17 protein-coding genes are annotated in these 23,817 nt (G+C 65.2%); 13 read left to right on the forward strand and 4 right to left on the reverse strand.

Annotation, left to right across the window (positions count from 1 at the left end; translation table 11 throughout):
* The 13 genes from M2432_RS15105 to M2432_RS15165 all read left to right on the forward strand — a co-directional run bounded on the left by M2432_RS15105 (position 1) and on the right by M2432_RS15165 (position 19,489).
* Entirely contained in the window at positions 1–1,941 is a 1,941-nt protein-coding gene (locus tag M2432_RS15105) for a glycosyltransferase (protein WP_280827629.1), read from the forward strand.
* A complete protein-coding gene (locus tag M2432_RS15110) occupies positions 1,938–2,498 on the forward strand; it encodes a phosphatase PAP2 family protein (protein ID WP_280827630.1) in 561 nt (186 codons plus the stop codon). Before M2432_RS15105 ends, M2432_RS15110 begins: the two co-directional genes overlap by 4 nt.
* Positions 2,495–3,400: a decaprenyl-phosphate phosphoribosyltransferase gene (locus M2432_RS15115; protein ID WP_280827631.1), complete on the forward strand. Its 906-nt coding sequence runs from the start codon at positions 2,495–2,497 to the stop codon at positions 3,398–3,400. The genes M2432_RS15110 and M2432_RS15115 overlap by 4 nt, the downstream gene beginning before the upstream one ends.
* The gene (zomB, locus tag M2432_RS15120; protein WP_280827632.1) at positions 3,378–5,414 is read left to right on the forward strand and encodes a flagellar motor control protein ZomB; all 2,037 of its coding nucleotides are present in this window, start codon (positions 3,378–3,380) and stop codon (positions 5,412–5,414) included. The genes M2432_RS15115 and zomB overlap by 23 nt, the downstream gene beginning before the upstream one ends.
* Positions 5,415–5,580: 166 nt before the next feature.
* The gene (locus M2432_RS15125; RefSeq protein WP_280827633.1) at positions 5,581–6,582 is read left to right on the forward strand and encodes an alpha/beta hydrolase family protein; all 1,002 of its coding nucleotides are present in this window, start codon (positions 5,581–5,583) and stop codon (positions 6,580–6,582) included.
* Positions 6,583–6,790: 208 nt separating this feature from the next.
* Positions 6,791–7,672 carry an alpha/beta hydrolase family protein gene (locus M2432_RS15130; protein WP_280827751.1) on the forward strand — a complete coding sequence of 294 codons (882 nt, stop codon included), beginning with the start codon at positions 6,791–6,793 and terminating at the stop codon, positions 7,670–7,672.
* A 124-nt stretch (positions 7,673–7,796) separates the two neighbouring features.
* Complete coding sequence (locus M2432_RS15135; protein WP_280827634.1) at positions 7,797–8,111, forward strand: DUF732 domain-containing protein; 315 nt, start codon at positions 7,797–7,799, stop codon at positions 8,109–8,111.
* Between the two features lie 19 nt (positions 8,112–8,130).
* Positions 8,131–9,150: a cutinase family protein gene (locus M2432_RS15140; RefSeq protein ID WP_280827635.1), complete on the forward strand. Its 1,020-nt coding sequence runs from the start codon at positions 8,131–8,133 to the stop codon at positions 9,148–9,150.
* Between the two features lie 220 nt (positions 9,151–9,370).
* Complete coding sequence (fadD32, locus tag M2432_RS15145) at positions 9,371–11,257, forward strand: long-chain-fatty-acid--AMP ligase FadD32 (RefSeq protein WP_280827636.1); 1,887 nt, start codon at positions 9,371–9,373, stop codon at positions 11,255–11,257.
* Between the two features lie 55 nt (positions 11,258–11,312).
* A complete protein-coding gene (gene pks13 / locus M2432_RS15150; RefSeq protein ID WP_280827637.1) occupies positions 11,313–16,832 on the forward strand; it encodes a polyketide synthase Pks13 in 5,520 nt (1,839 codons plus the stop codon).
* A 22-nt stretch (positions 16,833–16,854) separates the two neighbouring features.
* On the forward strand, positions 16,855–18,420 hold the full coding sequence (locus M2432_RS15155; protein WP_280827752.1) for an acyl-CoA carboxylase subunit beta: 1,566 nt from the start codon (positions 16,855–16,857) through the stop codon (positions 18,418–18,420).
* A 30-nt stretch (positions 18,421–18,450) separates the two neighbouring features.
* Positions 18,451–18,576: a hypothetical protein gene (locus M2432_RS15160; RefSeq protein WP_280827638.1), complete on the forward strand. Its 126-nt coding sequence runs from the start codon at positions 18,451–18,453 to the stop codon at positions 18,574–18,576.
* 4 nt (positions 18,577–18,580) lie between these two features.
* Positions 18,581–19,489, forward strand: coding sequence for an alpha/beta fold hydrolase (locus M2432_RS15165; RefSeq protein ID WP_280827639.1), 909 nt, complete (start codon positions 18,581–18,583; stop codon positions 19,487–19,489).
* A 145-nt stretch (positions 19,490–19,634) separates the two neighbouring features.
* Here the strand turns inward: M2432_RS15165 and M2432_RS15170 are convergent, their stop codons facing one another.
* From M2432_RS15170 to M2432_RS15185, 4 genes are read right to left on the reverse strand one after another with little or no spacing between them, the layout of a single operon-like run.
* Positions 19,635–20,366: a DJ-1/PfpI family protein gene (locus tag M2432_RS15170; protein WP_280827640.1), complete on the reverse strand. Its 732-nt coding sequence runs from the start codon at positions 20,364–20,366 to the stop codon at positions 19,635–19,637.
* A 7-nt stretch (positions 20,367–20,373) separates the two neighbouring features.
* Positions 20,374–20,694 (reverse strand): EthD family reductase, encoded by a 321-nt coding sequence (locus M2432_RS15175; protein ID WP_280827641.1) that lies wholly within the window; start codon positions 20,692–20,694, stop codon positions 20,374–20,376.
* A gap of 34 nt (positions 20,695–20,728) precedes the next feature.
* Positions 20,729–22,192, reverse strand: coding sequence for a class II fumarate hydratase (gene fumC / locus M2432_RS15180; RefSeq protein WP_280827642.1), 1,464 nt, complete (start codon positions 22,190–22,192; stop codon positions 20,729–20,731).
* Positions 22,159–23,817, reverse strand: a complete 1,659-nt coding sequence (locus M2432_RS15185; protein WP_280827643.1) for an NAD-dependent malic enzyme — start codon at positions 23,815–23,817, stop codon at positions 22,159–22,161. The genes fumC and M2432_RS15185 overlap by 34 nt, the downstream gene beginning before the upstream one ends.

Below are 23,817 nucleotides of genomic sequence, written 5' to 3' on the forward strand. Positions count from 1 at the left end.
ATGAGCGACATTCCCTCTGGCGCACTGGCAGCGGGGCAGTCCCGTGCCGTGAGCTTGCTGTCCCGCGTCATCTTGCCGCGCCCGGGCGAACCGCTGGACGTCCGAAAGCTGTACATCGACGAATCGACCACCAACGCCCGTAGGGCCCACGCGTCGAGCCGCACCACACTGGAAATCGGTGCGGAATCAGAGGTTTCGTTCGCCACCTACTTCAACGCGTTCCCGGCGAGCTACTGGCGGCGGTGGTCGACGCTGACCTCGGTCGTGCTGCGGGTCGAGCTGACCGGCGCGGCGCGAGTGGACGTCTACCGGTCCAAGGCCACCGGTGCGCGCATCACCGTCGGTGGTGCTCCCATCGTCAGCACCGGGGACGAGCCGGCCGCAATCGAATTCGAGATCGATCTGACCCCGTTCGAGGACGGCGGGTGGATCTGGTTCGACATCACCACCGACACCAAGGTGACGGTCCACAGCGCCGGCTGGTACGCAGCCACCCCCGCCCCCGGCCGGGCCAACATCGCGGTCGGCATCCCCACCTTCAATCGGCCTGCAGACTGCGTCAACGCGCTTGCCGCACTTACTTCGGATCCGTTGGTGGACGAGGTGATCAGCGCCGTAATCGTGCCGGATCAGGGCACCAAGAAAGCCAAGGATCATCCCGGCTTCGAGGCCGCGGCCGCCGCTCTTGGCGACCGCCTCTCGATCTACAACCAGCCCAACCTGGGTGGTTCGGGCGGCTACAGCCGCGTCATGTTCGAGGCACTGAAGAACACGGACTGCGACCAGATCCTCTACATGGACGACGACATCCGCATCGAGCCGGATTCGATCCTGCGGGCGCTGGCGCTCAACCGGTTTGCCAAGTCGCCCACCCTGATCGGTGGCCAGATGCTCAACCTGCAGGAGCCATCACATCTGCATGTGATGGGCGAGGTGGTCAACCGCGACAACTTCATGTGGACCAACGCGCCGTACACCGAGTACGACCACGACTTCGCCAAGTACGCGCTCGATGACGTCGAGGAGAACCGCAGCAAGCTGCTGCACCGCCGCATCGACGTCGACTTCAACGGCTGGTGGATGTGCATGATCCCGCGCCAGGTCGCCGAGGAACTCGGCCAGCCGCTGCCGCTGTTCATCAAGTGGGACGACTGCGAGTACGGTCTGCGGGCCGCGGAGCACGGCTACCGCACGGTGACCATGCCGGGTACGGCGATCTGGCACATGGCGTGGAGCGACAAGGACGACGCCATCGACTGGCAGGCGTACTTCCACCTGCGCAACCGGTTGGTGGTGGCGGCCCTGCATTGGGACGACGACGTCAAGGGGCTGCTTGCCAGCTCAATCAAGGCGACGCTCAAACACCTTCTGTGCCTTGAGTATTCGACGGTTGCCATCCAGAACCAGGCGATCCAGGACTTCCTGGCCGGGCCGGAACACATCTTCTCCATCCTGGAGTCGGCGCTGCCGGAAGTGCGTTCGATGCGGGAGTCCTTCCCGGACGCGGTGGTGGTGCCCGGGGCCACTGCACTGCCGGCGCCAACAGGCCGGCGCCGGGTGCACAAGCCACCGGTGTCGTTGCCGGCCATCGGATTCCGCCTCGGGCTCGGTGTGCTGCACCAGTTGCGCCGGGAGAACCCCGAGCACCACGAGCGGCCCCAACTCAACGTCGCCACGCAGGATGCACGATGGTTCCTGCTGTGCGGGGTAGATGGCGTAACGGTCACCACCGCCGACGGGCGCGGTGTGGTCTTCCGTCAGCGGGACCGCGCGAAAATGTTTGGGCTGCTTCGTGAATCGGCGCGGCACCACATTGCGCTGGCACGCAAGTTCAAGCGTATGCGGCGGACGTACCGGCGGGCACTGCCCGTGCTGACCAGCAAGGAGAAATGGGAGACGGTCTTGCTGACCGCCAACACCGAGACGGCAGGCGCCAAGTGAACGACGACCTCAACGTCGCGCCGGTATCTGATGCGCCACGCGGTGAGGACGCAGTCCTGGTTGCCGTGCAGTCCGTACTCACCGGTCGGCCCGGCGTGCTCGCCGGCGCCCGCACGCTGTCGCACTTCGGTGAGCACAGCCTCGGTTGGCTGGGCGTGGCGGCGCTGGGCGCCGTGCTGCAGCCCGCGCGCCGGCGCGTATGGCTGACCGCCGGCATCGGCACCCTGCTGGCCCACGCGGCGGCTGTCGTCATCAAGCGGGTGGTCAAACGCGAACGGCCGAACCATCCGGCGATCGCGGTGAACGTCGGGACGCCGAGTCGGCTGAGCTTCCCGTCGGCCCACGCAACGTCGACAACCGCGGCTGCCATCCTGATCGGCCGGGTCACCGGACTGCCGCTGCCGTGGCTGTTGGTCCCGCCGATGGCGTTGTCCCGGTTGGTGCTTGGCGTGCACTACCCCACCGACGTGCTGACCGGCGTCGCAGTCGGAACAGCAGTCGCCGAGTCGGTCGGTGCGGTCTCGAAGAGGGTCAATAAGAAGGCGGATCGGGCATGAGCGAGCAGACCGAACAGCTTGGTCCGCCGAAGAACCTGGCGGCCGGCATCGTCAAAGCGCTGCGGCCCCGGCAGTGGGTCAAGAACGTGCTGGTGTTGGCCGCACCGCTGGCATCGCTCGGTGCGCAGGTCCACTACAGTTATGCCGAGGTGCTCAAGCACGTCGGTGTTGCTTTCGTGGTGTTCTGTCTGGCGGCGTCCTGTATCTATCTGGTCAATGACGCTCGCGATGTTGAAGCCGACCGAGTGCACCCGACCAAGCAATACCGGCCGATCGCCGCGGGCGTGGTGCCAGTGCCGTTGGCCTACGGATTGGCGGTCGCGCTCGGGGTTGCCTCGCTGGCCATCTCGTGGTGGCTCACGCCGAGCCTGGCGCTGGTCATGGCCATCTACATCGTCATTCAGCTGGCCTATTGCTTCGGCTTGAAGCATCAAGCGGTGCTGGATATCTGCATCAACTCATCAGGATTCCTGATCCGCGCCATCGCCGGTGGTGTCGCGGCCGGGATCCCACTGTCCAAGTGGTTCTTGCTGGTGTTCGCCTTCGGTTCGCTATTCATGTCTGCTGGAAAGCGGTACGCCGAACTGCAACTCGCCGAGCGCACCGGCGCCAAGATCCGTAAGGCGTTGGAGTCGTACACAAGTAGCTACCTGCGGTTCGTCTGGACGCTGTCGGCGACTGCAGTGGTGCTCTGCTACGGCCTGTGGGCTTTCGAAGGCGACAAGGGCCCGTGGTACGCGGTGTCCATGGTGCCCTTCAGCATCGCGATCCTGCGCTACGCGGTCGACGTCGACGGCGGCACGGCTGGCGAGCCCGAGGAGATCGTGCTGAACGATCGCGTGCTCCAACTGCTGGGGCTGACCTTGATCGGAACCCTTGGTGCCGCAATCTACTTCAGCTGAACCGGTACGCGACGCGCCCTCCCGGCAGTTGCTCCGCGGACCGGCCTACCCATACGGGCGGTCGGCCCGGCTGAGCCTGTGGTTGAGCGTGGTCGTATGTGCCGTGTTATTTGGCTGGGGTGCCTGGCAGCGGCGCTGGATTGCCGATGACGGCCTGATTGTGCTGCGCACTGTGCGAAACCTGTTGGCCGGCAACGGCCCAGTGTTCAACGCTGGGGAACGTGTCGAATCCAACACCTCGACGCTATGGACCTACCTGGTCGCATTCGCCTCTTGGGCCGGCGGCTCGGTGCAACTCGAATACGTCGCATTGACCCTGGCTTTGATCCTCAGCGTCACCGGCCTGGTCCTGATGATGCTGGGCACCGGCCGGTTGTACGCGCCGGGGCTGCGCGGTCGGCGGGCGCTGGTGGTGCCGGCCGGCGCATTGGTCTACATGGCAGTGCCGCCGGCCCGCGACTTCGCGACGTCCGGGCTGGAGAACGGCCTGATGACGGCTTATCTCGGGCTGTTGTGGTGGATGATGGTGTGCTGGTCGCAGGCGTTGCGGACCGAATCGGCGCGCCTCGCAACGGAACGCGCCGGTGAGACCGGAGGCAACGCCACCACTGTCCGGTTCGACGCCACGTTGGCCGCTGTGGCCGGCATTTCGGTGCTGGTCCGCCCGGAACTTGCGCTGATCGGCGGTGCCGCGCTGGTCATGATGCTGGTGGCGGCCCGGGGCAGGCGCCGCCGCGGAATCATCGTGCTGGCAGGTGGATTGCTTCCGGTGGCCTATCAGATTTTCCGAATGGGCTATTACGGACTGCTGGTGCCGATCACCGCCCTGGCCAAGGATGCGACCGGCTCGAAGTGGCCGCAGGGACTGGTGTACCTGTCCAACTTCAACCGCCCGTATCTGCTGTGGGTTCCGTTGATGCTCACCGCGGCCCTGGCCATCCTGTTGTTCGTCTCGCACAGTCGGCCGTGGTGGGGGCAGAACGCTCCGCGCGGCTACAGCCTCATAGCTCGACGTGTCCAAAGCCCAACGGCCGTAGTCATTTTCATGGTGGTAAGCGGTTTGGTGCAGGGGCTCTACTGGTTGCGCCAGGGCGGCGACTTCATGCATGGCCGGGTGCTCCTGGTCCCGTTGATGTGCCTGATGACGCCGGTCGCGGTGATCCCGATCGTGCTGCCCGACGGTAAGAACATCGCCCGCGAAGTCGGTTACGCACTGGCCGGCACGACGACAGCGTTATGGCTGGCCATCGTGGGATGGTCGCTGTGGGCGGCGAATTCCCCGGGACTGGGGTACGACGCCACCCGTGTGACGTACTCCGGCATCGTCGACGAGCGACGGTTCTATTCACAGGCCACCGGGCACGCGCATCCTCTGACTGCTGCCGATTATCTGGACTATCCGCGGATGCGGTCGGTGCTGGAAGCAATCGACAACACCCCGGTCGGGGCGCTGCTGCTGCCGTCGGGCAACTACGACCAGTGGGACGTGGTGCCTGCCATGCCGCCGCCGGTGCCGGATCCGAAGTCGCCGCCGCCACCGAACTGGTTCGAAAAAGGTCCGCACACGGTCTTTTTCACCAATCTGGGGATGATGGGCATGAACCTGCCGCTGGACGTGCGGGTGATCGACCAGATCGGCCTGGCAAACCCGATAGCCGCGCACACTGCCCGCTTGGACGATGCGCGGATCGGCCACGACAAGGATCTATTCCCGGATTGGGCTGTCGCCGAAGGTCCGTTCCTGCGCAAGTACCCGTGGATTCCGACGTACCTGGACGAGGACTGGGTGGCGCAGGCGGAAGTGGCGCTGACCTGCCCGGAGACTGAGACGATGCTCAGTTCGGTACGAGCTCCGATGGGGGTGCGAAGGTTCTTATCGAATCTTGTCAATGCGTTCACTTTTTCGCGGTATCGGATCGATCGGGTGCCGCTGTATGAGCTGTACCGCTGCAAGCTCGATGTGCCTCCGAAGCACTCCACCCCTTACACTGGCTTACCGGCTACCGGGCCGTGACTCCGGCGTATGTGCGCTGAGCTGGCCTGAAGCGTTGGTAACGCCGCCGGTTCGTGCGGCGATAACCATTCGGGTGTACACGCCCGGCCTGATCGCCACCTCAACGGCTGGGCGGTGATGAGGGTTGTCTACGCCGTCAAATGACAGATATGGGATAGGGAGCGGTATGAGTTTCGTTGGGAAGATGCGGCAGATGGCGAAGGCCATGCCGCGCCGGATGGCGGTTGCCGCTGTCGCCGCGGTGACGCTGCCCGGGCTCGTCGGCGTCGTTGGTGAAACGGCGACTGCAGGCGCATTCTCGCGTCCCGGTCTGCCGGTTGAGTACTTGCAGGTGCCGTCGGCCGGCATGGGCCGCGACATCAAGATTCAGTTCCAGAGCGGTGGCCCGAACTCGCCGGCCATCTACATGCTCGACGGTCTGCGTGCGCAGGACGACTTCAACGGCTGGGACATCAACACCGCTGCATTCGAGTGGTACTACCAGTCCGGCATGTCGATGATCATGCCCGTCGGTGGTCAGTCCAGCTTCTACAGCGATTGGTACGCCCCGGCCCGGAACAAGGGCCCGACGGTGACCTACAAGTGGGAGACCTTCCTGACCCAGGAGCTGCCGGCATGGCTGGCCGCCAACCGTCAGGTCAAGACGACCGGTGGCGCCGCAGTTGGTCTGTCGATGGCCGGTTCGGCCGCGCTGACCCTGGCCATCTACCACCCGCAGCAGTTCATCTACGCCAGCTCGATGTCCGGCTTCCTGAACCTGTCCGAGGGCTGGTGGCCGATGCTGGTCAACATGTCCATGGGTGACGCCGGTGGCTTCAAGGCCGAGGACATGTGGGGCAAGACCGAGGACCCGAACAGCGCATGGAAGCGCAACGACCCGATGGTCAACATCGCCAAGCTGGTGGCCAACAACACCCGCATCTGGGTCTACTGCGGTGACGGCAACCCGAGCGAGATCGGTGGCGACAACGTCCCGGCCAAGTTCCTGGAGGGCCTGACCATCCGCACCAACCGCACCTTCCAGCAGAACTACTTGGCTGCCGGTGGCACCAACGGTGTGTTCAACTTCCCGAACAGCGGTACCCACGACTGGGGCTACTGGGGACAGCAGCTGCAGGCCATGAAGCCTGACTTGGCACGCGTGCTGGGGGCTACCCCGCAGGCGTAACGCCTCTGGCAACGCTTTGAAGCTGACGGCGACAACCCGACAAGGGTTGTCGCCGTCAGCCGTCTGACCGGCCATTCGCAGACTGGCTTCCGGCACCTGCGACGGTCGTGATGTGGTTCACTACAAGCCGGGCGGGGGATGCCCGGCAATACTCTCCGACGACACGTGAACGAGTGAGGTTGGCATGGTGCTGCGATCTGCACGCGGGATGGTCCGGACGGTACTGACGGCAGCGAGTGCGGTACTGCTCGCGGCGGGGGTGCTCACCGGCACCGGCACGGCGCACGCAGCGGGCGTCGAGTATCTGATGGTGCCGTCTGGTGCCATGGGCCGCGACATCCCGGTGGCGTTCCAGGGCGGTGGCCCGCACGCGGTGTACCTGCTGGACGCGTTCAACGCCGCCCCGGACGTCAGCAACTGGGTGACTGCAGGCAACGCGATGAACACCCTGGCCGGCAAGGGCATCTCGGTGGTGGCCCCAGCGGGTGGCGCGTTCAGCTTCTACACCAACTGGGAGAACGACGGCAGCAAGCAGTGGGAGACGTTCCTCACCCAGGAACTGCCCGACTGGCTGGCCGCGAACAAGGGCCTGGCACCAGGCGGGCATGGCGTCGTCGGAGCGGCCCAGGGCGGCACCGCGGCATTGGCGCTGGCGGCGTTTCACCCCGACCGGTTCCGCTACGCCGGCTCGTTGTCCGGATTCCTGACTCCGTCTGCGACGGCCATGAACGGTGCGATCACCGCCGGCCTGGCGCAGTTCGGCGGCGTGGACAGCTACGGCATGTGGGGCGCGCCGCAGTTGGGCCGGTGGAAGTGGCACGACCCGGACGTGCACGTATCCCTGTTGGCGCAGAACAACACTCGCCTGTGGGTCTTCAGCCCTTCGACCCTGACCTGCAGTGACCCGGCGGCCATGATCGGCTACTGCGATCAGGCGGCAGGCAGCAACCGCGCCTTCTATTCGCATTACCGCCAGGTCGGCGGCCACAACGGCCACTTCGACTTCCCGGATGGCCCGCAGCACGACTGGGGCAGCTGGGCTCCGCAGTTGGGCGCCATGTCCGGCGAGCTCACCACCGTCATTCGCTAGCGTCAGTCAGCTACAGGGGCCGCCCTCGCAGGCCCGGTACCGTGGGGGCGTGCGCACTCAGATATCGCTCTGCGGCGCCGCCTTGATGGTCAGTGGGTGTTCATCCGGTATGGACGCTGTTCAGATGACCGCTGTCGCGGCGCGACCGGTGAGTCATGCCGCGACTCGGCCGGTCGCCGTCACGGTTTCGCCGCGGCAACAGGACTATCTCGATGCCGTACATGCCGCCGGTCTGCGCCCATTCAGTGATCTGATGGCACTGCGCATAGGCTCGTCCGTCTGCCAGGCCCGCGCGGCCGGGCAGAGCGATCAGGCCGTGCGCGGCTTTGTAGAACCACTCGTTCGCGAGGCCTCTGGGCGTGCGCAGCTGCGCCCAATAGCGGGCGGTGACGCCACGACGGCCGACTACATCCGGATCGCAACCGACCGACTCTGCTAGCAGGAGAATCTCACCCCACATGACCAAGACCCGTCAGCGCAGGCGCCATCGCATCCTCGCCATAGCCGCGGCCGGCGCAGTAGCGCTGTTGGTGATCGTCGTCGCCTTCGCGATCGTGGTGTGGACGCGGCAGCCGAACAAGCAGACCACGCAGGCGCCGCCGGGGGCCGTGCCGCCTTCGGGTTCGTCGGCACCGTCGTCGCCGTCCAAGCCTCGCCCGGAGTATCAGTCCGAGAGCTGCCCTGACGTGCAGGTGATCTCGATCCCGGGGACTTGGGAGTCATCGCGCGAGCTTGACCCGAACAACCCGACTCCGGCGTTTCCGCGTGCACTGCTGCTCAACGTCACCAACCCGTTGGGCCAGCAGTTCGGTTCGGACCGGCTGGCGCAGTACACCGTGCCGTACACCGCCGAATTCCATAACCCGTTCGCGGCGGACCAGCAGATGTCGTACAACGACAGCCGCGCCGAGGGCAGGAAAAAGGCTGTCCAAGCCATCACCGACATCAACAACCGCTGCCCCCTGACCAGCTTCGTGCTGATGGGCTTCTCGCAGGGTGCGGTGATCGGCGGGGATATCGCCAGCGACATCGGCAACGGCCGCGGGCCCATCGATCAGGACCTCGTCCTCGGGGTGACGTTGATTGCCGACGGTCGTCGGCAGGCCGATGTCGGTCAGGACCTCGGTCCGAACCCGGTCGGCCAGGGCGCCGAGGTCACCCTGCATGAGCTGCCGATGCTGGGGCCGCTGGGGCTGACCATGACCGGTCCGCGCAAGGGCGGATTCGGCGCGCTCAACGACCGCACCAACGAGATTTGCGGTACTGGAGACTTGATCTGCGCGGCGCCGGCCGAGGCGTTCAACGTGGCAAGCCTGCCCGCCACCCTGGAGACGCTGACCGGCAGCACGGCCGGTCCGGTACACGCTCTGTACAACACGCCACAGTTCTGGAATTTCAATGGACAGACCGCGACGCAGTGGACATTGGACTGGGCGCAGCGGTTGATCAACAACGCCCCGCACCCGAAACATGGCTGAGTTAAATAAGGGCGTTCGTTGTGGGCGCGGTGATTTGGCCGGCGAATATCCGTCGCCTAACATTAAGAGATAACTAAGAGTAGGGTCTGACGCCTGGCCAGCGGATCGCCGGATGGCGCCTCGCTACCGGCCGGTACGATTCATCTCGTTTGGCTGGGATTCGGCCAATAGATTTTCGCAGGATGAAGGCCGCGCGGCTGCGCTGTGACAGGAGAGTTTGATGGCGTTCCACAACCCGTTCATTAAGAACGGGAAGATCACCTTCCCGGACGGCGCCGGCATCGTGAAGCACGTTGAACGCTGGGCGAAGGTGCGCGGCGACCGGCTGGCATTCCGGTTCCTGGACTTCTCCACGGAGCGCGACGGCGTCGCCTGCGATCTGACCTGGGCGCAGTTCAGTGCCCGCAACAAAGCGGTGGCTGCGCGCCTGCAGCAGGTCACCGAGGTCGGCGACCGGGTCGCGATCCTGTGCCCGCAGAACCTGGATTACCTCGTCGCGATGTACGGCGCCATGTACGCAGGCCGCATCGCCGTGCCGCTGTTCGACCCGTCCGAGCCGGGCCACGTCGGCCGCCTGCATGCGGTGCTGGACGACTGCAAGCCGGCCGCCATCCTGACCACCACCGCTGCTGCCGAAGGCGTGCGCAAGTTCTTCCGCAGCCGCCCGGCCAGCGAGCGCCCTCGTGTCATCGCCGTCGACGCGGTCCCGGACGAGGTTGCCGTCACCTGGATCCCGTTCGACGACGTCGACGAGAACACCGTCGCGTACCTGCAGTACACCTCGGGCTCGACCCGCATCCCGACCGGTGTGCAGATCACCCACCTCAACCTGGCCACCAACGTGGTGCAGGTCGTCGACTCGCTGGAGGGCGAAGAGGGCGACCGCGGCCTGTCCTGGCTGCCGTTCTTCCACGATATGGGTCTGATCACCGCGCTGATCGCGCCGATGATCGGCCACAGCTTCACCTTCATGACGCCCGCGGCTTTTGTGCGCCGTCCGGAGCGCTGGATTCGCGAGATGGCCCGCAAGGACACCGACACCGGTGGCGTCATCTCGGTGGCTCCGAACTTCGCCTTCGATCACGCCGCGGCTCGCGGTGTACCCAAAGATGGTGACATCGATCTGTCCAACGTCAAGGCCGTGCTGAATGGCAGCGAGCCGATCTCGGCGGCGACCGTGCGCCGGTTCAACGAGGCGTTCGGCCCGTTCGGCTTCCCGTCCAAGGCCATCAAGCCGTCGTACGGCCTGGCCGAGGCCACGCTGATGGTGTCGACGACCCCCTCCGCCGCGGAGCCGACCATTGTGTCGGTGGACCGCGACTGCCTTAACACCGGGACCTTCGTGGTGGTTCCGGACGACTCGCCGAAGGCCGTCGCCCAGGCCGGCGCGGGCCGGATCGGCGTGGACGAGTGGGCCGTCATCGTGGACGCCGAGACCGCCACCGAGCTGGCCGACGGTCAGATCGGTGAAATCTGGATCAGCGGTGCCAACATGGGCACCGGCTACTGGGGCAAGCCCGAAGAGTCCATCGAGACCTTCCAGAACACCCTCAAGTCGCGCACCAGCCCGTCGCACGCCGAGGGTGCCGAAGACAGCGCCACCTGGGTGCGCACCGGCGATTACGGCGCCTACCACGATGGCGAGCTGTACATCACCGGCCGCGTCAAGGACCTGGTAATCGTCGACGGCCGCAACCACTACCCGCAGGACCTGGAGTACTCGGCGCAGGAGGCCACCAAGGCGCTGCGCGTCGGCTACGTGGCGGCGTTCTCAGTGCCGGCAAACCAGCTGCCCGACGAGGCTTTCGCCGACGCCCACGTCGGCCTCAAGCGCGATCCTGACGACAGCTCCGAGCAGTTGGTCATCGTCGGTGAGCGGGCGCCCGGTGCACACAAGCTGGAGACCCAGCCGATCATCGACGACATCCGTGCGGCCATCGCGGTGCGTCACGGCGTCACCGTCCGCGACGTTCTGCTGACCGCGGCCGGCGCCATACCACGCACCTCCAGCGGCAAGATCGGCCGCCGCGCAACCCGTTCGGCATATCTGGACGGCACCCTGCGCAGCGGCAAGGTGGCAAACGCCTTCCCCGACGATCTGAACTGACTGGCCCTGATCCCGGCCCGGGCCCACCGACCGGCGGCGAAAGTGAACAGTGAAAATGACTGACACCGAAGACAATTCGAACGAAATCGACGTCACGCCGCAGGAGGGCTCGCGGGACTCGGCCGCCCACGGCATGTCGGTACCGGAGATGCGCGAGTGGCTGCGCAACTGGGTGGCCAACGCCACCGGACAGTCGCCGGATTCGATCAATGAGTCGGTCCCGATGGTCGAGCTGGGTCTGGCGTCGCGCGATGCGGTCGCCATGGCCTCCGACATCGAGGATCTCACCGGCGTCACGCTGACCGCCACGGTCGCTTTCCGGCACCCGACCATCGAGGCGCTGGCCCAGGTCATCGTCGAGGGAGAGCCCGAGGAGGATATCGCCGGCGCCGAGGCCGAGGACTGGTCGCGCGACGTCGACGACGACCTGGCGAACATCGCCATCGTGGGTCTGGCCACCCGTTTCCCGGGCGAGATGAACACCCCAGACGAGATGTGGGCCGCGCTGCTGGAAGGCCGCGACGCCATCACCGATCTGCCTGAGGGGCGTTGGGCTGAGTTCCTGGATGAGCCGCGGATCGCCGAGCGGGTCGCCAAGGCTCGCACCCGCGGCGGTTATCTGTCCGACATCAAGGGCTTCGACGCCGAGTTCTTCGCGCTGGCCAAGATGGAAGCCGACAACATCGATCCGCAGCAGCGGATGGCGCTCGAATTGACTTGGGAGGCATTGGAACACGCCCGTATCCCGGCGTCGGCGCTGCGCGGCGAGTCGGTCGGTGTGTTCGTCGGCAGCTCGACCAACGACTACAGCTTCCTGTCGGTTTCCGACCCGTCGATCACCCACCCGTACGCCATCACCGGCACCGCGAGTTCCATTATCGCCAACCGGGTTTCGTACTTCTTCGACTTCCGCGGCCCGTCCATGGCCATCGACACCGCGTGTTCCTCCTCGCTGGTGGCGGTGCACGAGGGCGTGAAGGCGTTGCGTTCCGGCGAGGCCGACGTGGTGCTGGCAGGTGGCGTCAATGCGCTGGTCACCCCGATGGTGACGGTCGGCTTCGACGAGGTCGGCGGCGTCCTGGCACCGGACGGCCGAATCAAGTCGTTCTCCTCGGACGCCGACGGATACGCTCGCTCCGAGGGCGGCGGCATGGTGGTGCTCAAGCGCATCGCCGACGCCCGCCGTGACGGCGATGAAATTCTTGCGGTGATCGCGGGTAGCGCGATCAACCACGACGGCCGGTCCAACGGCCTGCTGGCACCGAATCCCGATGCGCAGGAAGCGGTTCTGCGCAAGGCGTACAAGGACGCCGGTATCGATCCGAAGACCGTCGACTACATCGAGGCACACGGCACCGGCACCATCCTGGGTGACCCCATCGAGGCCGACGCGCTGGGCCGAGTAATCGGCCGTGGTCGTGCCGCCGACAAGCCTGCGCTGCTCGGCGCGGTGAAATCCAATGTCGGACACCTGGAATCGGCCGCCGGTGCGGCCAGTGTGGCCAAGGTTGCGCTGTCGCTGCACCACGACAAGCTGCCGCCGTCGATCAACTACGCGGGCCCCAACCCGTACATAGACTTCGACAAGGAGCACCTCAAGGTCAACGCTGAGGTGGCAGATTGGCCGCGGTACAGCGGCCATGCGATCGCCGGCGTTTCGGGCTTCGGTTTCGGTGGTGCCAACGCGCACGTGGTGATCCGGCAGGTGCTGCCCGGTGACCTGGTTGAGCCGGAGCCCAAAGAGGTTGTGGCCGAGGATAAGTCCACTGACGATGCCAATGCCGTTTACGTCGGCGGCGTTCGGATGGACGAGTACGGCGAGTTCATCCACGATGACGAAGACGACAAGCGCGGTGACGCCGAGTTCTACGGATACGAGTCTGACGACGAACCCGAACTGCCCGGCCTGACTGACCGTGCGCTGCAGCTGATCGAGGCGGCCCGTGAAGAGCTGGAGTCTGCAGAGCCGGTAAAGCGCATTGTCCCGCTTGCTGTTTCGGGCTTCCTGACCTCGCGGAAGAAGGCTACTGCGGCAGAACTCGCGGACTGGATCGACAGCGAACAGGGCCGGTCCTACTCGCTGGAGGCCATCGGACGCTCGCTGTCCCGGCGCAACCACGGCCGTTCGCGCGCAGTCGTTTTGGCGCACGACCACGACGAGGCAGTCAAGGGTCTGCGGGCGCTCGCAGAGGGCAAGCAGAGCCCCTTGGTGCTGGCCGCCGACGGTCCGGTCACCAACGGCCCGGTGTGGGTGCTGGCCGGTTTCGGTGCGCAGCACCGCAAGATGGGCAAGACCCTGTACCTGAGCGATCCGATTTTCGCCGAGTGGATCAACAAGGTCGACGCGCACATCCAGGACGAGCGCGGCTACTCCGTCGTCGAGCTGATCCTCGATGACGCGATCGACTACACCAACGAGACCTGTGAGTACCCCATCGAGGTCGTCCAGACGGTGATCTTCGCGCTGCAGATCGCGCTTGGTGAGCTGCTGAAGGCACACGGCGCGAAACCCGCTGCGGTGGTTGGCCAGTCGCTCGGCGAAGCCGCCGCGGCGTACTTCTCCGGTGGCCTGTCGCTGGCCGACGCCACGCGGACCATCTGCTCGCGAGCCCATCTGATGGGTGAGGGCGAGGCCATGCTGTTCGGTGACTACATCCGGCTGATGGCGTTGGTCGAGTACTCGGCTGAAGAGATCAAGACGGTCTTCGCCGACTTCCCGGGCCTCGAGGTGTGCGTCTACGCCGCCCCGACCCAGACCGTGATCGGGGGCCCGCCCGAGCAGGTCGACGCGATCATCGCCCGGGCCGAGGCCGAGGGCAAGTTCGCCCGAAAGATGCAGACCAAGGGCGCCAGCCACACCCAGCAGATGGACCCGCTGCTGGGCGAACTCTCTGCGGAAATCCAGGGCATCGAGGCCCATCCACTGGCCACTGGCTACTACTCGACGGTCCACGAGGGCACCTACTTTCGGCCGGGCAGCGACCCGATCCACGACGTCGACTATTGGAAGAAGGGGCTGCGCCACAGCGTCTACTTCACCCACGGCATCCGCAATGCCGTCGACAGCGGGCACACCACCTTCCTGGAGCTGGCTCCGAATCCGGTGGCGCTCATGCAGGTTGGGCTGACGACGGCTTCCGCTGGGCTTCATGATGGCCAGCTGATCGCCACCCTGGCCCGCAAGCAGGACGAGGTCGAGTCGATGACCACGGCCATGGCGCAGCTTTTCGTGCACGGCCATGACCTGGACTTCCGGACGCTGTTCTCGCCGGCTCAGGATGTGGCAGTTGACTATGCGCCCATCCCGCCGACCCGCTTCAAGCGCAAGCCGCACTGGCTGGAAGCGCGCTTCACCGGGGACAGCTCAGCGGTACTGCCGGGCAGCCACGTCGCCACCCCTGACGGCAAGCACGTCTGGGAGTACGCCCCGCGCGCCGCCGCCGATGCGGCCGCTCTGGCGGCCCTGGTGAAAGCCGCTGCCGCCCAGGTACTTCCGGACGCCCGCCTGACTGCTTTCGAGCAGCGCGCGATCCCCGGCGAGGGTGCGCGGCTGGTGACCACCCTGACCCGCCACCCCGGCGGCGGCACCGTTCAGGTGCACGCCCGGATGGGTGAATCGTTCACCCTGGTCTACGACGCGGTGGTCAGCCGCGGTGGTGATGGGGCGGCGCTGCCTTTCGCCGCCGGAGGCGGCAATCTGACCGGAGCGATGGGTGTCGGCAATCTCGCGACTGCCGTCGGCGCCGGTGCTGTGGTGGCCGATACCGGTTTGGCTGCAACGGAACCCGAAGGCGATGCCGAGATCCTGCAGGACAACCTGACTCAGGGGGCGAATCTCGGCGCAGGTTTCAAGAAGTGGTCGCCGGATTCCGGTGAGACCATCGCGGACCGGTTGGGTGCCATTGTCGGCGGGGCCATGGGCTACGAGCCCGAGGACCTGCCGTGGGAGGTGCCGCTGATCGAGCTGGGTCTGGACTCGCTGATGGCGGTCCGGATCAAGAACCGCGTCGAGTACGACTTCGACCTGCCGCCCATCCAGTTGACGGCGGTGCGCGACGCCAACCTGTATGCGGTCGAGAAGTTGATCGAGTACGCGATCGAACACCGCGACGAGGTGGACCAGCTGGCTGAGGCGCAGAAGGGCCAGACCTCCGAGGAGATTGCCGCCGCGCAGGCCGAAATGCTGGGCGGTGCAACGACTGTCGCCGAGCTGGAGGCCAAGCTGGCCGAGGCGGGACATCCGCTTGGCGAGACGAAGACCGAGGAAAAGCCGGCGGTAGAGATCGCCACGGACGCTGCGTCCGCCCAGTCGGCCCCGCCGACGGAAGCCGCGCAGGTGATTCCGCCGCCCCCAACCGACCCCAGCGGCCCGGCCATCCCGCCGCCGCCCACGGATCCGTCGGGCCCGGCTGCCGCCCAACCGTCGCAGAGTGCCGTTGCTGCGGCCGCCGAGGTGCTGAACCAGAAGGCCGTCGCCGACGCGCTGAATTCCGATGTGCCGCCGCGTGATGCGGCCGAGCGGGTCACCTTCGCAACGTGGGCGATCGTCACGGGCAAGTCGCCGGGTGGCATCTTCAACGTGGTGCCGGCGATCACCGACGAGCAGGCCGAGAAGATGGCGCAACGTCTTTCCGAGCGTGCCGAGGGCACCATCACGCCTGACGACGTCAGGAAGGCGCAGAACATCGAGGAACTGTCGACCACAGTCCGCGAGTTCCTGGAGGCCGGAGAGCTGGACGGGTTCGTCCGGGTGATCCGGGCGGCCGAAAACGACGACCAGGTACCGGTTTACGTCTTCCACGCTGCCGGTGGCTCGACCGTCGTCTACGAACCGCTGCTGAACCGCTTGCCGGCCGGTACGCCCATGATCGGCCTGGAGCGCGTCGAGGGCACCATCGAGGAACGCGCTGCGCAATACGTGCCGAAGCTGTTGGAGCTCAACGGCTGGGTGGATGGCAAGAAGGGGAAGCCCTTCATCCTGGCCGGCTGGTCGCTGGGTGGAGCGCTGTCCTACGCCTGCGCCATCGGGCTCAAGCAGGCCGGTGCTGACGTCGAGTTCGTGGGGCTCATCGACTGTGTGCGGCCGGGTACCCCGATCCCGCAGACCAATGAAGAGACCCGCAAGCGCTGGGATCGCTACGCCAAGTTCGCCGAGAAGACGTTCAACGTGCAGATCCCGGAGATCCCGTACGAGGAGCTGGAGAAGCTCGACGACTCCGGTCAGGTGCAGTTCGTGCTGAACGCCGTCAAGGAAGCAGGCGTGCAGATTCCGGGCGGCATCATCGAGCACCAACGCACCTCATACTTGGACAACCGCGCACTGGATGTCATCGAGATCCAGCCGTACAACGGCCACGTGGTGCTCTATATGGCCGACCGCTACCACGATGACGCCGTCACCTTCGAGCCTGCGTATGCCACCCGTCAGCCAGACGGTGGTTGGGGCGAATTCGCCTCAGGTCTGGAGGTCGTGCATATTGGCGGTGAGCACATCCAGGCCATCGACGAGCCGTACATCGCCAAGGTGGGTGCGCATATGAGCCAAGCCATCAACGAGATTCAGGCCGGGAAGTAGTAGGAGAACCGTGACCGCCGAACTGAGCGCACCGCGCCCGCCCGCCACCACAGCTGAGAAGCTGGCCGAGCTTCGCGAAAAGCTGGAGCTGGCAAAGGAACCCGGTGGCGAGAAGGCTGCCGCCAAGCGCGACAAGAAGGGCATCCCGAGCGCCCGCGCCCGGATCCACGCGCTGCTCGACCCGGGCAGCTTCATGGAGATCGGTGCGCTGGCCAAGACTCCGGGTGACCCGAACGCCCTGTTCGGCGACGGTGTGGTGACCGGTCACGGGACCATCGATGGCCGGCCGGTCGCGGTGTTCAGCCACGACCAGACGGTGTTCCAAGGTTCGGTCGGTGAGATGTTCGGCCGCAAGGTGGCCAAGCTCATGGAGTGGGTGGCCATGGTCGGCTGCCCGATCATCGGCATCAACGACTCCGCCGGCGCCCGGATCCAGGACGCGGTGACCTCGCTGGCGTGGTACGCCGAGCTGGGCCGCCGCCACGAGATGTTGCGTGGCCTGGTCCCGGAGATCTCGTTGATCTTCGGCAAATGCGCTGGCGGCGCCGTGTATTCGCCGATCCAGACCGACCTGGTGGTCGCGGTGCGCGATCAGGGCTACATGTTCATCACCGGTCCGGACGTCATCAAGGACGTCACCGGCGAGGACGTCACCTTCGATGAGCTCGGCGGTGCCGACGTCCAGGCGCAGCGCGGCAACATTCACAAGGTGGTGGAGTCCGAGGCCGCGGCGTACCAGTACGTGCGTGACTACCTGAGTTTCCTGCCCGCCAACCACTTTGACGACGCACCGATCATCAACCCGGGTCTGGAGCCCGAGCTGACCCCTACAGACTTCGAGCTGGACAAGATCGTGCCGGACGCCGACAACGCCGGCTACGACATGCACGACATTCTGCTGCGCATGTTCGACGATGGTGATGTCTTCGAGATCTCCGACCAGCGCGCTCCGGAGATGATCACCGCATTCGCGCGGGTCGACGGTCATCCGGTCGGCGTCCTCGCCAACCAGCCGCTGTTCATGGCGGGCGCCATCGGCAACGAGGCATCCGACAAGGCTGCCGGCTTCATCCGGTTCTGCGACTCATTCAATCTGCCTTTGGTTTTCGTGGTCGATACCCCGGGCGCCCTGCCGGGTGTGGCGGAGGAGACCGGCGGCATCATCAAGCGTGGTGGCCGGTTCTTCAATGCGATCGTGGAAGCCGATGTGCCGAAGGTGACGTTCGTCATCCGCAAGGCCTACGGCGGCGGCTACGCGGTGATGGGTTCCAAGCAGCTCTCCGCGGACCTGAACTATGCCTGGCCCACCGCGCGTATCGCCGTCATCGGTGCGCAGGGTGCGGCGCAACTGCTGGTCAAGCGCTTCCCCGATCCGACCGCACCGGAGGTGCAGAAGATCAAGGCTGACTTCATCGAGGGTTACAACGCCAACATGGCGATCCCGTGGACGGCCGCAGAGCGTGGCTACATCGACGCGGTGATCCAGCCGCACGAGACCCGCCTGCTGCTGCGCAAGTCGCTGAAGCTGCTGCGGGACAAGCAGAACCTCAAGAAGGTTCAGCGCAAGCACGGCCTGACCCCGCTGTAAGGGTTGCTCACGCTTCAGTGAAGATTCACGATGACCCAGACTTCCACTAATTCCGGGCTGAAGGCCGTCGCCGGTGTCGCGGCGACGGCTGTCGGTGGTGCTGCCGCGCTCTACCGTGGCGCCGAACAACTGCCGCTGCACCGGGACGGGAAGTAACCCCGTGTCGACAGACAGCGCTGCGGGAGCGGCCAATGTCGAGGAGTCGGGCGTGCACCCGCCGATATCCCCGGGGGTCCGTCGGGCCTTTTGGTGGCTCGAGCGGCTCGCGCCGGGGATCGGCGCCCGGTGGGCAACCGAATTGTGGTGCACCGTGCCCGATGTCGACCTGAGCACCAAGATGCCGCCCGGCCTGCCGCCCAGCACGCCGATCGAGGCATCCTGGGACGGCCACCGCATTTCCGGTGAATCCTGGGGTGACGGTCCGCTGGTCTACCTGGTGCACGGCTGGGGCGGATGCCCCGCGCACCTGGCGGTGTTCGTCAAACCCCTTGTCCAGACAGGACATCGGGTGATCGCGTTCGATCTGCCCAGCCATAACGACTCCGATCCGGGTGCGCTGGCACCCGGACGCAGCACCATCGTCGAATGCGCGGAAGCGGTGCGGGCCGTCATTCAGACACATGGACCAGCGCGCGCCATCGTCGGTCACTCGTTGGGCGCCAAGGCGGCAGCGTTGGCCGTGGCGCGAGGAGCAGCGACCGAGAGGTTTGTGTTCCTGGCGCCGATGGGCGAATTCTCCTGGTATCTGGATGTTTTCGCGGAACGGCACGGCTTCGGCCGACGGATCCGGGACCGGCTGCATCGACGGCTGAGCCAGCGGATCGGGATGCCCCTGTTGGAGACCGACATCGCCAAATTGGCCGGCCGACTCGGTGATCGGCCGCTGCTGGTCATCCATGACCCGGACGATCCGGACAGCCTGTACACGGAAAGCGAAGAGATCGTGCAGGTTTGGCCCGATGCCCGGCTGGAGACCACCCGGGGGCTGGGCCGCCTGGCGCACTATCGGATTCTGCGGCACCGCCCGGCGATTCTCGCCGGGGTCGAGTTCATCGGTCCGGCCTGCTGAGCCCACTGCCCCAGCATCAAATATCGCACGTCATGCGGTGGCGGCAGCCAAGATGCGACCATCGGTACGCACCATGGCAAGGGAGCCGGCATGGGTTGGCGGGGAAGGTTCCTGCACACCCAGTTCACCCGCAGCCTGCACGCTGCTAGGACAGCGCGTCAAACGCCGTGACAGCTCGCTGTGCTGCACTGCGTGCGCTGGCCGGATTGGCACCGGTGATGACTCGTCCGGCAGTGATGGAGTAGTCGTCGAAAGGATGCATGGGAGAGCTGTAGTCGGCGCCCGCGCTGCTGACCGCTGTCACGACAGGGGTGACTCCGTCGGCCGTCAGCTTCTCTATAACTTCTAAGACGACTTCGCCTTCAATGGTGAAGCCGGTGACCGTCTTCCCCTCGATGATCGACTTGCCGGTTGCGGGGTCGGCGACTCCGGGGAGGAGTACGGGTCCGTGACACACCGCCGCGACGATTCCTCCTCGCGTCCATACGGTTTGCGCAGCGGCCTGAAGGCCGCGGGCGCTTGGATAGTCGTACAGGGCGGCGTGCCCGGCGGACCCGAAGAACAACCCGTACTCGGCGGCCTTCACGTCCGACGCTTTCATCAGCCGAGAGTTCAGCTTCACGTTGAATGGGTGATCCGGCTTGTCGAAGACTGCCTTGTCATCACCGGCCAAGAACCTGTCGGTGAGAGATAGATCGTCCAAACCGAACGTACCTGTCTCGGAGGCGAGGTCGACTTCGAAGCCGGCGTCGGTGAAAACCTCGAACGGGTGCAACGCCTCGGTGTAGAAGAGCCCCGTTTTCGTACCGTCGGGATAGATGACGCCGTGGTAGCTGCTGATGGAGATCAGGGCCTTGCGGGGAAGGGGGTTGGTCATGGCCGCGTCACCTTTGCGGTATCTCGATGTCAGAGAACAGAACACGGACGCCGCCGGTCGACAGCCGTGCCATGGCTTCGAAGAATGCGCCCGCCTCGGGCGTCGCAACCGCCGCACTGGCGGCCTGGTAGTCAGGGTAATAGAGATCGATCATGCGGTAGGCAGGCGTCGGGCTGCCATCCTCCTTCGGCCACACCTTGGACGCTTCGACGCGCACGTGACCAGGTATCTTGCGAGCCGCTGTCAATTGCTCTTGTTCATAAGCACTTTCGAAAGCAGCCGGATCGGTCGGGTTGTCGTAGATGACGGTGATCTTGGTTTCTGGCATTGAATTCTCCTTGTCTTGGCGGGCTGTGCGATGCTTAGACCATCTTGGCGGGGTTGACGATTCGGTCGTAGTCTGCCGCATTTATGAATCCCGAGCGCAGTGCCGCCTCACGCAGCGTGGAGCCGGTTCGATCTGCATCATGTGCAATCGCCGAGGCCTTGTCGTACCCGATCACCGGAGAGAGTGCGGTGACCAGCATCAAAGACCGATCGACGTCGGACTCGATCTGTTCGGTGTTGAGTTTGATTCCCTCAATACAGAATTCACGAAGCTTGCTACACGCATCACCGAGGATTCGCGCTGAGTGCAGATAGTTGTTGATGACGATCGGGCGCATCGCATTGAGCTCGAAGTTGCCCTGGCTGCCGGCGATTCCGACCGCGGCGTCGTCACCGAGCACTTGGATGCACACCATCACCATGGCCTCGCACTGGGTTGGATTCACCTTGCCGGGCATAATCGAACTCCCCGGTTCATTGGCAGGCAGCTTCAACTCGCCGATGCCGGCGCGCGGCCCCGAGGCGAGCCAACGAATATCGTTCGCGATCTTCATCAACGCCACCGCCAATCCACGCAGGGTGGCATGTGAGGCGACCAGGCCGTCCAGTCCGCCCTGTGCTTCGAATTTGTTTGGTGCGGTGATGAACTCGTGCGCAGTGAGCGCGGCAATCGCCGCGGCCACGTCACGGCCGAAGTCCGCAGGCGCATTCAGTCCGGTCCCCACAGCGGTGCCACCCGCCGCCAGTCTCGATAGCTCGCCGAGCCCGGCCTCGATCCGCGCGGTGGCCGTATCGAGTTGCGCCGCCCAGCCCGACCACTCTTGGCCAACGGTCAGCGGCACAGCATCCTGCAGATGGGTGCGTCCGATCTTGACGACTTCGGCCCACCGGTCTGCCCGCTCAGAGATGACGTCGCGCAACTTGCGCACCGCCGGCAGCAGTCGTTCGCGAAGTTCCAGCACCGCAGCAATATTCATCGCGGTCGGGAAGGTGTCGTTCGATGACTGTCCCATGTTGACGTCGTCGTTGGGATGGATCGGGGTCTTGGACCCGAGATCTCCGCCGACGAGTTGGATGCAGCGGTTGCTGATTACCTCGTTGACATTCATGTTCGACTGGGTGCCCGAACCCGTCTGCCATACAAAGAGCGGAAACTGCTCATCCAATTGCCCGGAGATGACTTCATCGCAGACCCTACTGATCAGGTCCGCCTTCCACTGGGGCAGCCGGCCTGCCTTGGCGTTGACGGTGGCGGCGGCCTTCTTGACGTAGCCGTAGGCGTGATAGACCGCTTTGGGCATGCGGTCGTCGCCGATGTCGAAATGGACCAGTGACCGTTGTGTCTGGGCGCCCCAATAGTGGTCGGCGGGGACGTCGATGCCGCCCATCGAGTCGCTCTCATGCCGAGTTCCTTTGCAGTCCAGTCCGATCGGAAGGTCCAGAATCGTCGGGGGTCGGTCCTCGTTCATGGTGCCACCGGCCGGTATTCGGGACGCCACATGGTCGCCTCGACGGTGGACGCGACGTCGCCGTGAGTGCGCGTTGCGACTCCGTCGGAATGTGCCGCCGCGTACACTGCCTGAGCCACCAGAGCCGACAGCGCGCGCAGATTCTTCACGTCAGGCAGCAGCGCCGCACCGGGTGCTGCGACGTCGGCCTGCTCGGCTACCGCACGGGCCGCGGCGACGAGCATCGATTTGGTGACCCGCGTGGCACCGGCCACGATGACACCCAGTCCGAGCCCGGGAAACACCATGAAATTGTTGGCCTGACCGAAAGTGTGAGTGACTCCGCCATATTCGACCGGCTGCACGGGGATTCCAGCGGCGACCAGGGCGGCGCCTTTCGACCACGCAATCGCATCGGCGGGCATGACTTCGATCCGTGAGGATGGGTTCGATATCGGCAGAATTACCGGCCGCGGTGTCGCAGCCGTCATTGCTTCGATCACCTCACGGGTGAAACCACCGTGGACTGTCGAGGTGCCCAGCAGAATCGTCGGCGAGGCCATCTTAATGCTGTCGACGAGCCTGAAAGTGGCGTCGGCGGAGACACCCAGCGCCGCGCGGTTCTTGGCGTATGGCCTCTGGAAGTCGCGGAGATCGTCCATGTCGTCGAACAGCAGGCCCTGCTTGTCTACCAGCCAAATTCGGTCGACGGCGTCGTCATGGCCGGCGCCGTCGGCGACCATGGCGTCGTATAACTGGTCGGCGATGCCGACTCCCGCTGTGCCTGAACCGAATACCACCATGCGCTGGTCACGAAGCGCAGTGCGGGTAATTTTGACAGCGGCGTAGACCGCCGCCATGACCACTGCGCCGGTGCCCTGGACGTCATCGTTGAACACGCGGTAGTCAGGCGAGTACTTGTCGAGGATCGCATGGGCATGCTCGGGTCCGAAGTCCTCGAAGTGCAACAGCGCATTGGGAAACAGTCGATGCGCGGTCTCGATGTAGCGCTTGATGAAGGCGTCGTAGTCGGCTCCACGTCGCCGTGCGTGCTTGTTCCCCAGGTAGAACGGATCGCCCAGGAGTTGTTGATTGTCGGTGCCGACGTCGAGCGAGACCGGAATGGTCCGGGACGGGTCGATGCCCCCGCCGGCGGTATAGATTGCCAGTTTCCCGACCGCGATCTGAATGCCGCCGACGCCCCAGTCACCGATCCCGAGGATCTCTTCGGCGTCGCTGCACACGACCAGATCGACATCGTCAGGACCCAATCCCAGTGTGCCGAAGGCGGCTTCCATGTCTTCCGGTGAATCTATCGATAGATAGATGCCGCGTTGCCCGCGGTATTCATCGGAGTACTGCTCGATTGCATCGCCTACAGTCGGATCGTAGACGACGGGAAGCAACTCGGTGAGGTGCTCGGTCAGCACCTTGTAGTACAGGACTTCGTTGCGGTTGTGCATCTGTTCAAGGAGTAAGTTGCGGGCCAGATCATTTGGCAGTGAACATAATTGGTCCCAGAGCCTGCCGGCCTGCTGCTCCAGCGTAAGTACCGCCGACGGCAGGCGTCCGACCAGACCGAGGGTACGGCGCTGCTCATCGGTGAACGCAGTGCCCTGATTGATCGTGGGTGTGGTCAGCGGGCTGGGAATGCGGGGAACGACGGAATTCGACAT

This window comes from Mycobacterium sp. OTB74 (assembly GCF_029892685.1).
Classification (GTDB): domain Bacteria; phylum Actinomycetota; class Actinomycetes; order Mycobacteriales; family Mycobacteriaceae; genus Mycobacterium.

Excerpts from the sequence above, each read along its gene's own strand:
- M2432_RS15160 (WP_280827638.1), top strand. The coding sequence starts at position 18,451 with ATGACCCAGACTTCCACTAATTCCGGGCTGAAGGCCGTCGCCGGTGTC.
- fadD32 (WP_280827636.1), top strand. The coding sequence starts at position 9,371 with ATGGCGTTCCACAACCCGTTCATTAAGAACGGGAAGATCACCTTCCCG.
- M2432_RS15135 (WP_280827634.1), top strand. The coding sequence starts at position 7,797 with ATGACCGCTGTCGCGGCGCGACCGGTGAGTCATGCCGCGACTCGGCCG.
- M2432_RS15175 (WP_280827641.1), bottom strand. The coding sequence starts at position 20,694 with ATGCCAGAAACCAAGATCACCGTCATCTACGACAACCCGACCGATCCG.
- M2432_RS15105 (WP_280827629.1), top strand. The coding sequence starts at position 1 with ATGAGCGACATTCCCTCTGGCGCACTGGCAGCGGGGCAGTCCCGTGCC.
- pks13 (WP_280827637.1), top strand. The coding sequence starts at position 11,313 with ATGACTGACACCGAAGACAATTCGAACGAAATCGACGTCACGCCGCAG.
- M2432_RS15115 (WP_280827631.1), top strand. The coding sequence starts at position 2,495 with ATGAGCGAGCAGACCGAACAGCTTGGTCCGCCGAAGAACCTGGCGGCC.
- M2432_RS15185 (WP_280827643.1), bottom strand. The coding sequence starts at position 23,817 with ATGTCGAATTCCGTCGTTCCCCGCATTCCCAGCCCGCTGACCACACCC.
- M2432_RS15140 (WP_280827635.1), top strand. The coding sequence starts at position 8,131 with ATGACCAAGACCCGTCAGCGCAGGCGCCATCGCATCCTCGCCATAGCC.
- M2432_RS15170 (WP_280827640.1), bottom strand. The coding sequence starts at position 20,366 with ATGACCAACCCCCTTCCCCGCAAGGCCCTGATCTCCATCAGCAGCTAC.
- M2432_RS15130 (WP_280827751.1), top strand. The coding sequence starts at position 6,791 with ATGGTCCGGACGGTACTGACGGCAGCGAGTGCGGTACTGCTCGCGGCG.
- M2432_RS15125 (WP_280827633.1), top strand. The coding sequence starts at position 5,581 with ATGAGTTTCGTTGGGAAGATGCGGCAGATGGCGAAGGCCATGCCGCGC.